Raw genomic sequence first — 14,526 nt, forward strand, 5'->3', positions numbered from 1 at the left:
CGGTTAACAGAAGAAGTGGACAACCATGGGTCGAGTCGTTGCGGCGGCGGTGTACAGCGCCGGCAGAAAAGTCACCAATATCAGCCTCGATGAAGGCAGCCAATGGGCAAGCAAACCCGGTCATTTCGTCTGGATCGGCCTGGAAGAGCCCAACGCCCAGGAGCTGGCCAACCTGCAGCGCCAGTTCAACCTGCATGAACTGGCCATCGAGGACGCGCTGGAAAAGCACAGCCGGCCCAAGCTCGAGACCTTTGGCGACGCCCTGTTCATCGTCACCTACTCGCCGGTGCGCCACGAAGGCAAACTGGAGTTCATCGAAACCCATATCTTCGCCGGCAATGGCTACATCATCACCGCGCGTAACGGTCACTCGAAATCCTATGCCCTGGTGCGCCAGCGCTGCGAAGCGCGGCCGCTGCTGCTCGAACACGGTGAGGACTTCGTGCTCTACGCCCTGCTCGACTTCGTCACCGAGAACTACCAACCGGTCAGCGAAGCCATTCATGGCGAGATCGAGGAGCTGGAGCAAAGCGTGCTCAGCGGTTCGCTCAAGGAAGAGGACATCCAGCGCATCCACAGCCTGCGCCGCGACATCCTGCGCCTGCGCCGCTACGTGGCACCGATGGTCGAGGTCAGCGAAGAGCTGCAGCGCCTGACCTTCCCCTTCATCGACAAGAACATGCGCCCGTATTTTCGCGATGTGCAGATCCACGTCACCCGACAGATGGAAGACCTGGCCGGGATTCGCGATATCGCCAGCCAGACCATCGAGATCGGCATGTTGCTGGAGTCGTCACGCCAGAGCATCGTGCAGCGCAAGTTCGCCGCCTGGGCGGCGATCCTGGCATTTCCCACGGCGGTGGCGGGGATCTACGGGATGAACTTCCAGAACATGCCGGAACTGACCTGGCATTACGGCTACTTTGCCGTGCTGGGCGGGATCGCCGTGGGCTGCACGGCGCTGTATGCCAGCTTCAAGCGCTCCGGCTGGCTGTAACGGCAGGCCTCAGGCCGAGCTGCCCTGAGGTTTGTGCGCCACAAAGCGCATCATCCATTCGGCCACCGTGCTGCCCTGGTGCTCGTGCGCCAGGCTGTCGATGCCCTTGCGGTACACCTCCTGGCCAAGGTTGTGCTGGCGCAGCTCGAGCAGCGCCCGCGAATAGTCGTGAATGAATTCCGGGTGGCCCTGGAAGCACAGCACCTGGTCACCGATGTGATAGGCCGCGTTGGGACAGAAATCGCTGGAGGCAATCACCGTGGCGTTTTCCGGCAAGCGGGTGACCTGGTCCTGATGGCTGATCAGCAGGGTCAGTTCTTCAACCTGTGGGCTCATCCACGGCGCCTTGGCGTTCATCACATAACGGTGGGTACCCACCCCCCAGCCCTGATGCGCGCGCTCGCTCTTGCCGCCCAGCAGCAGCGCCAGCAACTGATGACCAAAACAAACGCCGAGTAGTTTGTCGCCACGCTGGTAGCGCTCCAACAGGAACGTCTTGAGCTTCTGAATCCACGGATCATCACCGAACGAGTCGGCCTTGCTGCCAGTGACCAGGTAGGCATCGAACACCTGGTCATCATCGGGGTACTCGTCGTTCAACACATTGTAGACGCGAAACTCGGCGGCGATTGGCTGGCGGCTGAACAGCTGCTCGAACATCCGTCCGTAGCCCTGATACTGCTCGACCAGCTCCGGTCGCAGGACGTCGGTTTCCAGGATGCAGATGCGTAGCGACATATAAATAGTCCTGAACGACAAAGGCGGGATTGCCCCGTAAAGCCTGCCCCGAATAAGGCGCGCAGGCAAGTATGATGCTCGGACGAACGGTCATCAGTTGTGGATCCACTTGCTGATGTGCTGCAAGCGTCTAGCAAGGGGAATGCTGCAGGATGGCCAAAGGCCTCATAGCCAAAACAACTTGTAACTGAATAAGTACAGATTAAAGCGTTCTAAAACACGGGTGACGTTGACCCTAAGGTTAGCTGTATACCCATTAGCAACGGTTCGCGTCTTAATGCTTCGCTGCGTCAAATCATGTTCGCCAGATCAATGACAAGGAAGCCTCTGGGCACTCAGGAATAACAACAAAAAGGCGGTCAGCCATGTTCAAACAACACAAAGTACGTCAAGCCGGGCTCATTCTTTTCGCCACCACGCTGCTGTTGATCCTGCCGAACCTTTCACGCCTGTTCGGCTGAGCGACATGCCCTCCTCCCATGGTTTGTGCCTGGCACAAGCCGGTTGTGTGCAGGTAATCTGCCGACCTTGATGGTTGGAGACTGCCCATGCGCCATTGCCTTACCTTGCTGCTTGCCCTGCTCTGCCTGCCCCTGCAGGCGGTGCAACTGACCCTGGACCTGGGCACTGGCAGCCGTCAATGGCAGAGCGCCGAGTTACTCAGACATCCGCTGGCGCAGGACATTCAGATCGACAACGATGTTTCCTACAAAAGGACCATGCATTACCGCGCAGTGCCGCTGGCTGCCTTGCTGCAGGGTGTCCAGGCTGAGGATCACCTGCAAGCGGTAGCGCTGGATGGCTTCGCCGCCGAGATGCCGGCCGCGCCTTTGCTCCAGGACGGTCCCGCCCGGGCCTGGCTGGCCATTGAAGACCCCGCACAGCCCTGGCCACCACTGGCCAAGGGCAAACCCGGCGCCGGGCCCTTCTATCTGGTCTGGAGTAACCCGCAAGCCGGGCGCATCAGCCCCGAGCAGTGGCCTTTCCAGGTTGCCAGCATTCGCCGCCTGGCCGCAGTAGCCGAGCGCTTCCCGGCCATGCGCCCGGCGCCCGGCCTGGCGGCCAATGACCCGATCAGTCAAGGCTTTGCCGTGTTCCAGAAGAACTGCCTGGCCTGCCATCGCCTCAACGGCGCCGGTGACGCCCAGTTCGGACCGGACCTGAACCTGCCGCACAACCCGACCGAGTACTTCCAGGCCGATTTTCTCCAGCGCTATATCCGTGACCCGCAAAGCCTGCGCCAGTGGCCCCAGGCGAAGATGCCCGGGTTTACCGAAGCGGTCATCAGCGACGGCGAGCTGGACGCGCTGCTTGCGTACCTGAGCCACATGGCCACGCGCAAACCCTGAGGCTCACTGCTGCTGGGCGTTGAGGGTCGGGGTCACCAGCACCTTGGCGTGCATTTGCTCGAAACCGCCGCCCCGGCGCATGCCGCGCACCGGACAGGCATCCAGGTAGTCCAGGCCCACCGCCAGCTTCAGGTGCCGTTCGGGCCGGGCCAGTTGGTTGGTGACATCAAAGCTGTACCAGGCATCCTCCAGCCAGGCTTCGGCCCAGGCGTGGCTGGCCATTTGCTGGCTGTTGCTGTCGAACAGGTAGCCGGACACGTAACGCGCCGGTACACCCAGGCTGCGCACGCACGCCAGAAAGGCATGGGTGTGATCCTGGCAGACCCCTGCCCCGCCGGCGAAAGCCTGTGCTGCACTGGTGTCTACAGCGGTACTGCCGGGCCGGTAGGCCATGCGCTGATTCAAGGCATTCATCAATTCGATCAACGCCGAGCGGTCACGCCGCTTGCGGCATTGCTGGCTGGCGAAGGCGCGCAGCGCTTCGTCGGCCTCGGTCAGACGGGTGAAGCGCAGGAACGGCAGCGGCGATTGCAGTTCGTGTTCAGCCTCACGGCGTTCATCGATGTCCACCAGCCCGCGAGCGCCGATGACCAGGTCCGAATGCGGCTCCTCCAGGCTCAGCACATGCAGGATGTTGCCGAACGGGTCCAGTTGCGCCCGCACCGGCCGCGGCAGGTCCAGCTGCCAACTGAGCACCTGCTGGCGCTCGCTGTCGTGGGGAGTCAGGCGCAGGTACTGGATGCTGGCGCGAACCTGGTCTTCGTAGTGGTAGGCGGTTTCGTGGCTAATGGTCAGTCTCATACGGCCTCCAGGTAGGCACTGTGAATGGCATTACCCAACTCACGCACCAGCGGAATGTAATGGGTCAACCAGGGGTGCAGGCCCTCGGCGAGGATTTCATCAATCGAGGTGTAGCGCAGGCGTGCGTCCACCTCGGCGGCCAGGCGCTGGGCCGGGCGGCCGTTGCCACCGGGCAGGCTGGCGAGGATCAGGTCGATTTCCTCGGTGCAGGCACGCAGCGAGCGCGGCACGTCGGCGCGCAACAGCAGCAGCTCGGCAACATGGCGGGCGGCCGGTGCATCACGGTAGATCTCGGTGTAGGCCTCGAACGACGACAGCGCACGCAGCAAGGCGCTCCATTGGTAGTAACCCCGCGCCGAACTGTCGCTGACCGCCTCGGCCTCGTCGCCGAGCATTTCGTAGCGGGCATCGAGCAGGCGCAGGGTGTTGTCGGCACGCTCGATGAAGGTGCCCAGGCGAATGAAGCGAAAGGCGTCGTTGCGCATGATGGTGCCGTAGGTGGCCCCCCGGAACAGGTGCGAGCGTTCCTTGATCCACTCGCAGAAACGGCTCATGCCATAGCGGCCCAGGCCCTGCTCGGCAATACCGCGAATCTCGAGCCAGGTGGCGTTGATGTTTTCCCACATGTCGGCGGTAATCCGCCCACGTACTGCATGGGCACTGGCCCGCGCGGCGCCGAGGCAACTGTAGATGCTCGCCGGGTTTTCCGGGTCCAGGGCAAAGAAGTGCAGCAGGCGCTCGGCATGCAACTGGCCGTGGCGCTCCAGGTAATCGTCGAGGGTGCCGGTGATCAGCAGCGGCATGGCCATTTCATCCAGGCCGTCGCCGCGGCCGTCCTGCGGCATCAGCGACAGCGAATAGCTGACATCGAGCATCCGTGCGAGGTTTTCCGCCCGCTCCAGGTAACGCGACATCCAGTACAAATCGGAGGCAGTTCTACTCAACATGACTTAATCCTCAACCACCCAGGTGTCCTTGGTTCCGCCGCCCTGGGACGAGTTGACCACCAGCGAACCTTCACGCAGGGCGACCCGGGTCAGGCCGCCAGGCACCACCCGGGTCTCGCGCCCGGACAGCACGAAAGGCCGCAGGTCGATATGCCGCGGGGCAATGCCGTTCTCGACAAAGGTCGGGCAGGTCGACAGCGACAGCGTTGGCTGGGCGATGTAGGCCGCCGGCCGGGCCTTGATCCGTGCGGCAAACGCCTCGATCTCGGCACGGGTGGCCGCCGGACCGACCAGCATGCCGTAGCCGCCGGAACCCTGGGTTTCCTTGACCACCAGTTCCGGCAGGTGCGCCAGCACGTGGGAAAGTTCTTCAGGCTTGCGGCACTGCCAGGTCGGCACGTTCTTCAGGATCGGCTCCTCGTCGAGATAAAAGCGGATCATGTCGGTGACATAGGGGTAGATCGACTTGTCGTCGGCCACGCCAGTGCCAATGGCATTGGCCAGCACCACGTTGCCACAGCGATAGGCCGCCAGCAGCCCGGGCACACCAAGCATCGAATCGGGGTTGAACGCCAGCGGGTCGAGGAAGGCATCGTCCAGGCGCCGGTAGATCACATCCACCGCCTTGGGACCATCGGTGGTGCGCATGAACACCCGCTCATCCCGCACGAACAGGTCGGCGCCCTCGACCAGCTCGACGCCCATCTCGCGGGCGAGGAAGGCGTGCTCGAAGAACGCGCTGTTGAAACGCCCGGGCGTCAGCACCACCACGCTGGGGTTATCCAGCGGGCTGGAACTCTTGAGGGTATCGAGCAACAGGTTGGGGTAATGATCGATGGGGGCGATGCGCTGGGCGGCAAACAGCTCGGGGAACAAGCGCATCATCATCTTGCGGTCTTCGAGCATGTAGCTGACGCCGCTGGGGGTACGCAGGTTGTCTTCGAGCACGTAATAGCTGCCATCGCTGTCACGCACCAGGTCGACCCCGGAAATATGCGAATAGATGTTGCGGTGCAGGTCCAGGCCCTGCATCGCCAGCTGGTACTGGTCGTTGGCCAGGACCTGCTCGGCCGGGATGATCCCGGCGCGGATGATGCGCTGGTCGTGGTACAGGTCGGCGAGAAACAGGTTCAGCGCCTTGACCCGCTGAATGCAGCCACGCTCCACCACCCGCCATTCACTGGCCGGGATGCTGCGTGGGATGGTATCGAAAGGAATCAGGCGCTCGGTGCCCTGCTCGTCGCCATAGAGGGTGAAGGTAATGCCGGCGCGATGGAACAGCAGGTCGGCTTCACGTCGACGCTGGGCCAGCAGTTCCGGCGGGGTTTCGGCCAGCCAGCGGGCGAACTCCCGGTAGTGCGGACGGACCTGGCCGTCAGCGGCGTACATTTCGTCATAAAAGGTGCGGATCATGCCGAACTCCTTGTCACCCGTGCACCCGAGCCATCGCAAGCCCCGTGCCAGCGGCATAATTCCTTGTTATTCAATAAGTTGCGTTTTAAGCGAAGAACGGCCGCACCAGATCTGTGCAACCGCCCCGGTTGCTTTGACGGCAGCGCTTCATTGCGAAGCGCCGAGCGGCCCACGGCAGACGGCCAGAGCCGCCCTGTGGGACCGTTTGATCAGGCCAGCTGACGCTCCTGCTTGACGCCCCAGCCTTCTATTTCTCCACCCAGCGGGGCAATCACCGCCTCGAAATCCTGTTCGAATTCGCCGATACCGCCATAGGTTGCAAACATCACCTTGCTCAGTTCCAGATGCCAGGCGCCATCATCGCGCTCATGCACTTGGGCACTGAGTGATTCGCCGCGAAACTTTCCTGCCGCTCGCCGCGCCCGTGCCTCGTCCGGAAATACCGCATAAAACTCGATGGGATGAATCTGCGCGAAGTTGAACCCCCCTTCTTTCATCCGACGCAAGACCGTGCTGCTGATGTCCTCGTATTGGCTGCTCATGAATCGTCCTCCTCATTACCGATGGATAGACTTTCAGTGCAAAACGCACCTGCCCGCCACACAAGACGTGCGGGGGCAATTCGAGCTGTTGCGTGACGTGGATCGGCAAGCCCGGACAATCAGAAGAAACTGCCCGACCTTGTCTGCAGCGTAGCGCCTGATTGCCCGGCGTGCCAGCCAGCCAGCGGGTTCAGGGGGCTTCAGTGATGGCGGTGATCTCTACCCCGTTCTGCTCTTTCAGCCATTTGGCCGTCGGCGAGGGTGTGCGGCCCTCGAAATCAGTGAGGTCCAGTTCGTCCATGACCGGAAACAGATGGGTACGAATCAGCCGCGCAGCCTCTTCGATGCTCGGCTCAAGCTCTGCGGTGAGAGGCAGCGAGGTACGCTCGCCCTTCTGATCAACAAAAGTAATGACCCAGTCTTTCATTGGACTCTCCTCTGTACCGATGTTCAGGGTGAATCTGGCCTACCTTCCGTTGACCTCGCCGCGGGGTGGTTGTTCAGTCGACTTGCGGCTCAAAGCGATGGCCGCCCGGCAGCGCACGTATGCTTTGCAGCGTGCGCAGGAATTGGTCCCTGGAGGGCTCGAACTCCAGCGGCGGCTCGGAGTGTTCATCGGTCACTCCCAGTACCACGGTGGGCTGGTAGCCGGAGCTCACGGCGCCAGCGACCATCCTGAACGTTTCAGTGGCCGCCGGCTTGAGACTGTCAGGCTCATAGACGCGAAAGCGTGCGCCGCCGAACCTGCCCTTGGCGGCACCGATCCGCACGCTTGAGGGCCCGAACTTATCGACACTGATATGCATCGGAAACGGGTTGACAATCAGTCGATCCAGCAGCATCGGCACCATCTCGACGGCCTTGTCGCTGTCACTGCTCATGCTCAGGCGGTGCAGCAGTTTCGGGTTGTCTGCAGGGTTGAGGCCCAGGGTGATGGCGTGGCGCGGTGTGCCATCGTCGGCAATGAAGCCGAAGGGCACACAGAAGCCGTTGTCCTGGGGAATTTCGTATTGCTTGCGGGTGCGGAACGCGGCCAGCACAGCGCGCGCCCTGGGCTCCAGCCGGGCCAGCGCAGCGGTGTCTGTAGCCGTATTGGCGCCACTGTAGAATTTGAATCGGTAGATGCGTTGATCGCGCCACAGGTAGGCAGTCAGATTACCTTCATACCAGTTTGCAGAGGCGTCCGGCACACCCAGCTCGATAAAGCGCTCATGCTCGTACTCTACATCGGTCGGCCATTGTGCCTGCTCCGCGAAGAAGGCATCGCGCTCGACCTGCAGCTTCGCCACCGGCCGCCCCTCGGCAGTAAATTGCTTGATCATGTCCTCAAGCACCACCAGCTGCGAAGTCACATAGCCTATGCGCTGGAGCTTTTCACGCAAGTCGTAGTACTGATCACTCAGGGCCCTGTAGCGCGCTTCATCGTCACGGCTCGCAGAGATGGCAGCATCCAGCGCCTCCATCTGCGCCTTCACCACCCGCTCCTGCGCCGGGCCACGGGTGAGGCTCTGCACATAGCGGATCTGTTCGTAGAGTGCACGGGTGGTCAACGGGCTGACCTCGATGTCGACCAGAAAGGGCAGCTCGCCGGTCAACCCTTCGCCGTAGGCAATCTGCTTGTCCCCAGGGGTGATCGTGGGGTCGGGGAGATCGAAATTGTAGTATTGCCAGTAACCACTGGAAACGTGCCAGGCAATGTCCTGGGGTACATCGAACTGCACCCGGCCCAAGCATTCGGTGCGCCAGCCGGGGGGCGCCTGGTAATCCGCTGAGGCAACATCGGCCACCGCCAACAGTGAATGGCACAGGCAGGCAAACAACACGAACACTCGCACGCAAAAATCCTTTTTTGATGGGCGCCATTCCAGCCCCCGCTTCCCGAGGCGCGCAATTTGAGCATCCATGGCACAAAAAGCCAAGACCCCGGCAAGCCGGGGTCCTGTTTACAGCGCTAGCAACGACGTTATTCCGGGGTGCCGTGCACTACACCCGCGGTGTTGTCCAGCAAGCTCTTGGTCGCCGTCTGGATGAACGACTCGAGCTTGTGAGTCAGGTCCTTCTGGTCCGGGGCTTCGATCAGCTCGGCCTTGAAGTTGGCGCCCAGCTCGTAGCGGTACATGCGTGGCGACATGTCCTTGGCCTCGATCAGGATGCGATCGCCCTTGACCAGGCCGACGATCTGCTCGCTGCCCGATGGTTTGATCATGCCGAAGCCCGGATCACCGGCCGGCAGGTTGAGCAGGTCACGGCCCCAGCACTGGTGACGGGTTTCGCCGCCCAGGCGGCCCATGATGGTCGGCACGATGTCGATCTGGGTACCCACGGTGTGGTTGACCGCACCGAACTTGTCCTGGATGCCCGGGGCAATCAGCAGCAGCGGCACGTTGAAGCGCCCGAGGTCGAGCTCGGTGACCTGCTGGTGGTTGCCGAAGCCATGGTCGCCAACGATGACGAACAGGGTTTCCTTGAAGTAAGGCTCCTTGCGCGCCTTCTCGAAGAACTGGCCCAGGGCCCAGTCGGAGTAGCGCATGGCGGTCAGGTGCTCGTCCAGGCGGCCCTGGCCTGTGACCTTCTCGACCGGCAGATCCTTCGGCAGCGCATACGGCGTATGGTTGGACAGGGTCTGCAGCAGCGCGTAGATCGGCTTCTTGCCATCGTGCCGGGCCAGCTCTTCGTTACCGCGGTCGAACATGTCCTGGTCGGACACGCCCCAGGTCGGGTCGGAGAACACCGGATCGACGAAGTCGTTACGGCCGATGAAGGTGGTCATGCCCTGGTTGCCGAAGAAACCGGACTGGTTGTCCCAGGCAAAGTCACCGTTGTAGACGTAGACGTCGTCGTAGTCACGGGCGCTGAGCAGCGCCGGCAGGCCTGAAAGCTTGTGGCCGCCTTCCGGGGTCTGCATCAGGTACTCGAAGCCCGGCAGGTTCGGGTAGCAGGCCATGGTGGCGAACATGCCCTGGTGGGTGTGGGTGCCGTTGGAGAAGAAGCGGTCGAACAGCAAGCCCTCTTTCGCCAGTTTGTCGAAGTACGGGGTGATGTTGTTCGGGCTGCCCAGGGCGCCTACCGAATGACCGGCGAAGCTCTCCATGAGGATCACCACGACGTTCTTGATCGGCAGGGTGTTGTCCGCTGGCGGGATGAAATCACGGCGCACCGCAGCGCTGTCGGCATCGACCAGCTTGTCGTTGCCAGTCAGCAGCATGTCGCGCACGGTCTGGGTAGCCAGGCCCTGCTCGATGGTCGACTTCCAGATGTTGGCGCGGTCCTCGCCGAAACGGCTCTTGGCGGCGTCGATCAGGGTCAGGGTACCGTTCAGGCCCAGCTGGTTGACGAAGTTCGAGTCGGTGGTGAAGGCATCGCCCCAACGCATGGGCGGGCCCTGGCGCAGGGTGCCGCGGGCAGCGATGACCGCCACCAGCAGGATCATGAAGAACACCACGCCACGCACATACCAGGGCGCTGCGCTGGCCATCTGGCTTTCATACACGTCATTAGGCCGGGTCAGGCGGTCGATGCCCTTGAACAGCAGGCTCAGCAGCCAGGTGCCAAAGGCCCAGGCCAGCAGGTAGCGCACCACCGGGAAGCCGTACCAGAGCATGCTCAGGACGGTTTTCGGGTCTTCCTTGACGTACTGGAACACCAGGCCGTTGAGGCGCTGGTGGAACTCGCGATAGAAGTCCATCTCCATCAGGCCGAGGAACATGACGATGCTCGAGGCGATGGTCAGCCAGGCCCGGAACAAGCCGCGCGCGGCCATCGCCCGGGTGCTGAGGATTGCCAGCAGCAGCGGAATGCTAAGGTACACCACAACCCGCAGGTCGAAGCGCAGGCCATTGAGGAAACCCTCGGCCACGGTCGACATCGGCGTGTCGCCGATCATGTCGTTGTTGTAGACCAGCAGGGCCAGGCGAACCAGGCTGAGCATCAGCATGATCACCAGACCGCACAGCAGGGTGTAGGCCAGATGCGATTTCAGCGTCGTTTGCAACGGGCGCGATGCAGCCCGCTGTTGACTCAAGGCGTCCGTGGTAGCCATGAATTGGAAGATCCCTAGGGTTCAGGTTCGAGGAAGGCGGTAAAACGAATCGGCAAATGTGCCCTAAACGCGAGCGCGTTGCACGGCCATTCGGCGAACGGATAATTGCGCGCGCAAATTGTCGGCAATCGATTGTGAAAATTTCGTAATAGAATCAGGGTTATCAGCAAAGAGATCATTACGCCATGTTTTATCGCTACCTCCCAAGCCCGCTTGGCCCGCTGCTATTGGCAGGTGACGATCAGGGCCTGCGCATGCTGCACATGGACGCCACCCAACCCTGGGAACTGGCCGAGGACTGGCAGCCGGCCAGCAACCAGCTGGACGATGTGGCGCGCCAGCTGGACCAGTACTTTGCCCGTCAGCGCGAACAATTCGAAGTGCGCCTGGCCCCCCAGGGTACGCCGTTCCAGCGCGAGGTGTGGCAGGCCCTGCAGCGCATTCCCTATGGCACCACCTGCAGCTACGGCGAGCTTGCCCAGGCTATTGGCAACCCCAGATCGGTGCGGGCAGTGGGCACTGCCAATGGTGCCAACCCGATTGCAATCATCATCCCCTGCCATCGAGTGATTGGCAGCAATGGCACCCTCACCGGGTTTGCCGGGGGCATCGAGCGCAAGCAGATCCTGTTGGAACTGGAGGGGACCTGGTTGATCTGAAGATTATCGCGGGGCAAGCCCGCTCCCACAGAGCTACAGCCGCACATTGCCCCGCGGCCCGGCGATCGCCCAGATGATCAGGCCCAGTACCGGCAGCAGCAGAATCAGCAGGATCCAGAGAATCTTGGCGCCACCACTGGCACCGCTCTTGATCACATTGATGATCGCCCAGATGTCCAGGGCGAGGATGATCAGCCCAACCAGGCTATTGAAAGTAGAACCCATGGTGTTGCTCCCTTGATCGAGCCTGCCCCTCAGGATAGCTGGCTATCAGCCCCATAGAGGCGAATCGTTCGCCGCGGCCCTGTAGCGCTGGTTACACTCGTTTCATCGAATTGCGCCAGAGAGGACCCTATGCCACCCGCCCACAGCCACAGCAGCTCCGCCCCCGTCCCACTGTGGAACGCCTGGCTGCAACAGGCACAAAGTACCCCGTGGCTTAGCGCAGGCCTGGGCCTGAGTTTGCTGGTGGTGCTCGGTCTGCTGATCGCCAGTGCCTGGAATGCCGTGCATGGCGACCACCAGCAAAACCTGCACATGGCCATGCTCGGCGGCCTCGCCGGGTTTGCCGCCACCGCACTGGGCGCGGTCATGGCCGTGGTGCTGCGTGAAATCAGCGCGCGCACCCAGGATGTGATGCTCGGGTTTGCCGCAGGCATGATGCTCGCCGCCAGTTCGTTCTCGCTGATCCTGCCGGGCCTCGACGCAGCCCGGGAGATCACCGGCAACGGCCCTTACGCGGCACTGACGGTGGTGATCGGCATGGGCCTGGGCGTGCTGCTGATGCTCGGCCTCGACCGCTTCACCCCGCACGAACACGAAAGCACCGGCCCGTGCGGCCCGCAGGCGGACCGGATCAACCGCGTGTGGCTGTTCGTGCTGGCGATCACCCTGCACAACCTGCCCGAGGGCATGGCCATTGGCGTCAGCTTTGCCAGCGGCGACCTCAATGTCGGCCTGCCGCTGACCAGCGCCATCGCTATCCAGGATATTCCCGAAGGCCTCGCTGTGGCTCTGGCGCTGCGCGCAACCGGTCTTTCGACCTTCAAGGCGGCGCTGGTGGCGATCGGCTCGGGCCTGATGGAGCCCATTGGCGCCGTGATCGGCCTGGGCATTTCCACCGGCTTTGCCATTGCCCACCCGGTGAGCATGGGCCTGGCTGCCGGGGCGATGATCTTCGTGGTATCCCACGAAGTGATCCCGGAAACCCACCGCAATGGCCACCAGACTTCGGCAACCCTGGGCCTGATGGGCGGCTTTGCAGTGATGATGTTCCTCGATACCGCTCTCGGTTAAACGTGCACGGCAACCCGCAGCGCTTCCAGGGCCGGCGCTGCGGCGATGCCGACTTCAGCGCACAGCTCCAGCACTCGCGGCAGGTCGTCGTTGCCAACCAGTACCATCTGCAGCTCATCGTCGAGCAACTGGCTGAAGTTCATCAGCACATAGCCGCCGGCTTCCTTGTTCATCGCCCCCATCTGCACCTGGATGCGGTTGAGTGCGGTCAGCGGCTCGACCTTGGCCAACTGCTTGGGCTTGAGGTTGAACGGCACGGTCTTGTCAAAGGAGTCGACGATCTGGGCGAACAGGTCCTGGTAGGTATCGGCCTGGAACAACACGGTATCGGGCAGGCTGCCGACGACAATCCATTCACCCAGCGGGATCGGGAAGCTGTCGTCGTAGTTGATGTCCGGGTTGGCGGCGAGGAACGCCTGCGGGTCGGCATAGGCCTGGGCGGCTTCGTCGGCGATGCGCGCAATGTCTTCCTCGCGCATGCAGCCAGCGCTGATTTTGCCGATGAGTTCGACCAGTTGGGATTTCATGAAGGGGCCCTGCGACGGTGAAAAAAGTCGCCAAGGATAGCCGTAAAAGGCCCCGGAGGGTTAGCCGAGCAGCTTGAGCAACTGCTCGGTAGTCTCGGGAGCCCCCATGGTTTGCGCAGCGCCCAGGGCATCGGCGCCACGGGCGTCACGATGGCGTGGGTTGGCGCCCTTGGCCAGCAGGTAATCGACGATCACGGTGCGGTTGAACATCGCCGCCATCATCAGCGCGGTGCGCCCATCAGCGGAAGTGCCATCGACCTCGGCGCCTCTATCCACCAGCAGCTGGACCATCTCCAGGTTGCCCTTGAACGCGGCGCCGGCAATGGGCAGCTGTCCCTTGTCATTGGCAATCTGCGGATCGGCACCGTACTCGAGCAACACCGCGACGGCATCCAGATGCCCGTGGTAACTGGCAAGCATCAGCAAGGTGTCGCCATTGCCATTGCGCAGGTTCACCGGCAGGCCGTTTTCCAGCAAGCGCCCGAGCATTACCGCGTCGCCCTTGCGCGCCCGGTCGAACACCTCTTCGGCGAACGCCGCAGCCTCGTCGTCGTTCATGGGCGTGGGGCTACGTTGGTCAGACATGGGGAACCTCCTGGCTATCGGAAAGGCCCAAGTCTTTGTCAGGGAGCGCGCGGGGTCAACTGGGGATAAGTCATGGCCATGACAGAAGAAATCTATTGGCCGAGGCAGCACTGCAAAATGCACTGTGCAAAATGCACGACCATGCAGAATGCACGGCGGAGCGCTTCAATGAAATTCATAAACCATTGATTAATAAGAGTTTTATTTAAAACAAAAGCTGGCACAGTCGCTGCACCTGTCACTCCATGTCTGCCACTAACAGTCAGGAGCTGATATGGACCTTATCCAGGAAAAATTCGCCTCGGTATTCTCCGCCTACGACGTCACCACCCAGGCGCGCCCCGACGGTGGAATTCTGCTGACCCTGCGGGCAACGGACGGTACCCAGACCAAGCGCTCGATTTCTTATGCACAACTGCACAGTGCCGAACAGCTGTCGTGGGCGATCAGTGCGATTCGCCGCGACCTGGCTGAACAGGCCAGCGAGTTGCCGGTGATTTCGCTGTTGCAGAGCCAGCAGCGGTTTGCCTTGCCGACTTATCGGTAACTTCGCGGGGCAAGCCCGCTCCTACCCGAAACAATTGGTTTTCCCCGCCCCGGCGTTTTTTCGTCGTCCCGACACGGGAAACTTTT

Annotated in this window: 16 protein-coding genes; 5 read left to right on the top strand and 11 right to left on the bottom strand. The window is 62.0% G+C overall.

What is annotated here, in order from left to right; all coding sequences use genetic code 11:
* Nucleotides 1–25: 25 nt before the first annotated feature.
* On the top strand, nt 26–997 hold the full coding sequence (locus tag ABM562_RS25665) for a magnesium and cobalt transport protein CorA (RefSeq protein WP_115085875.1): 972 nt from the start codon (nt 26–28) through the stop codon (nt 995–997).
* A gap of 9 nt (nt 998–1,006) precedes the next feature.
* Here the strand turns inward: ABM562_RS25665 and ABM562_RS25670 are convergent, their stop codons facing one another.
* Complete coding sequence (locus tag ABM562_RS25670) at nt 1,007–1,735, bottom strand: amidotransferase (protein ID WP_115085874.1); 729 nt, start codon at nt 1,733–1,735, stop codon at nt 1,007–1,009.
* Between the two features lie 548 nt (nt 1,736–2,283).
* Here ABM562_RS25670 and ABM562_RS25675 point away from each other — a divergent pair.
* Nucleotides 2,284–3,084 carry a cytochrome c gene (locus ABM562_RS25675; protein ID WP_460423783.1) on the top strand — a complete coding sequence of 267 codons (801 nt, stop codon included), beginning with the start codon at nt 2,284–2,286 and terminating at the stop codon, nt 3,082–3,084.
* A 3-nt stretch (nt 3,085–3,087) separates the two neighbouring features.
* Here the strand turns inward: ABM562_RS25675 and ABM562_RS25680 are convergent, their stop codons facing one another.
* The 7 genes from ABM562_RS25680 to ABM562_RS25710 form a co-directional block, all read right to left on the bottom strand.
* Nucleotides 3,088–3,885: a transglutaminase family protein gene (locus tag ABM562_RS25680; RefSeq protein ID WP_115085872.1), complete on the bottom strand. Its 798-nt coding sequence runs from the start codon at nt 3,883–3,885 to the stop codon at nt 3,088–3,090.
* The gene (locus ABM562_RS25685; protein WP_045195278.1) at nt 3,882–4,832 is read right to left on the bottom strand and encodes an alpha-E domain-containing protein; all 951 of its coding nucleotides are present in this window, start codon (nt 4,830–4,832) and stop codon (nt 3,882–3,884) included. Before ABM562_RS25685 ends, ABM562_RS25680 begins: the two co-directional genes overlap by 4 nt.
* A 3-nt stretch (nt 4,833–4,835) precedes the next feature.
* Complete coding sequence (locus ABM562_RS25690) at nt 4,836–6,245, bottom strand: circularly permuted type 2 ATP-grasp protein (RefSeq protein WP_115085871.1); 1,410 nt, start codon at nt 6,243–6,245, stop codon at nt 4,836–4,838.
* Nucleotides 6,246–6,454: 209 nt separating this feature from the next.
* Nucleotides 6,455–6,787: a ribonuclease E inhibitor RraB gene (locus tag ABM562_RS25695; protein ID WP_010226349.1), complete on the bottom strand. Its 333-nt coding sequence runs from the start codon at nt 6,785–6,787 to the stop codon at nt 6,455–6,457.
* A gap of 190 nt (nt 6,788–6,977) precedes the next feature.
* Nucleotides 6,978–7,214, bottom strand: a complete 237-nt coding sequence (locus ABM562_RS25700) for a hypothetical protein (protein WP_115085870.1) — start codon at nt 7,212–7,214, stop codon at nt 6,978–6,980.
* A 73-nt stretch (nt 7,215–7,287) separates the two neighbouring features.
* On the bottom strand, nt 7,288–8,691 hold the full coding sequence (locus ABM562_RS25705; protein ID WP_460423786.1) for a hypothetical protein: 1,404 nt from the start codon (nt 8,689–8,691) through the stop codon (nt 7,288–7,290).
* Between the two features lie 59 nt (nt 8,692–8,750).
* Nucleotides 8,751–10,826, bottom strand: coding sequence for an LTA synthase family protein (locus ABM562_RS25710; RefSeq protein WP_115085868.1), 2,076 nt, complete (start codon nt 10,824–10,826; stop codon nt 8,751–8,753).
* Between the two features lie 185 nt (nt 10,827–11,011).
* Between ABM562_RS25710 and ABM562_RS25715 the strand changes: the two genes are divergently transcribed.
* Nucleotides 11,012–11,485: a methylated-DNA--[protein]-cysteine S-methyltransferase gene (locus ABM562_RS25715; RefSeq protein ID WP_258578188.1), complete on the top strand. Its 474-nt coding sequence runs from the start codon at nt 11,012–11,014 to the stop codon at nt 11,483–11,485.
* A gap of 33 nt (nt 11,486–11,518) precedes the next feature.
* Here the strand turns inward: ABM562_RS25715 and ABM562_RS25720 are convergent, their stop codons facing one another.
* Entirely contained in the window at nt 11,519–11,710 is a 192-nt protein-coding gene (locus ABM562_RS25720) for a PLDc N-terminal domain-containing protein (protein ID WP_045195289.1), read from the bottom strand.
* A 129-nt stretch (nt 11,711–11,839) separates the two neighbouring features.
* Here ABM562_RS25720 and ABM562_RS25725 point away from each other — a divergent pair, with 129 nt between their 5' ends.
* Entirely contained in the window at nt 11,840–12,781 is a 942-nt protein-coding gene (locus ABM562_RS25725; protein ID WP_460423789.1) for a ZIP family metal transporter, read from the top strand.
* On the opposite strand, the gene ABM562_RS25730 is transcribed toward ABM562_RS25725, so the two are convergent.
* Together ABM562_RS25730 and ABM562_RS25735 are read right to left on the bottom strand one after the other, a co-directional pair.
* Nucleotides 12,778–13,308 carry a hypothetical protein gene (locus tag ABM562_RS25730; RefSeq protein WP_115085865.1) on the bottom strand — a complete coding sequence of 177 codons (531 nt, stop codon included), beginning with the start codon at nt 13,306–13,308 and terminating at the stop codon, nt 12,778–12,780. The genes ABM562_RS25725 and ABM562_RS25730 overlap by 4 nt on opposite strands.
* 60 nt (nt 13,309–13,368) lie before the next feature.
* A complete protein-coding gene (locus ABM562_RS25735) occupies nt 13,369–13,893 on the bottom strand; it encodes an ankyrin repeat domain-containing protein (RefSeq protein ID WP_115085864.1) in 525 nt (174 codons plus the stop codon).
* A gap of 274 nt (nt 13,894–14,167) precedes the next feature.
* Here ABM562_RS25735 and ABM562_RS25740 point away from each other — a divergent pair, with 274 nt between their 5' ends.
* On the top strand, nt 14,168–14,440 hold the full coding sequence (locus ABM562_RS25740; protein ID WP_115085863.1) for a DUF3509 domain-containing protein: 273 nt from the start codon (nt 14,168–14,170) through the stop codon (nt 14,438–14,440).
* Nucleotides 14,441–14,526: the final 86 nt, after the last annotated feature.

Source organism: Pseudomonas sp. ZL2 (assembly GCF_054788455.1).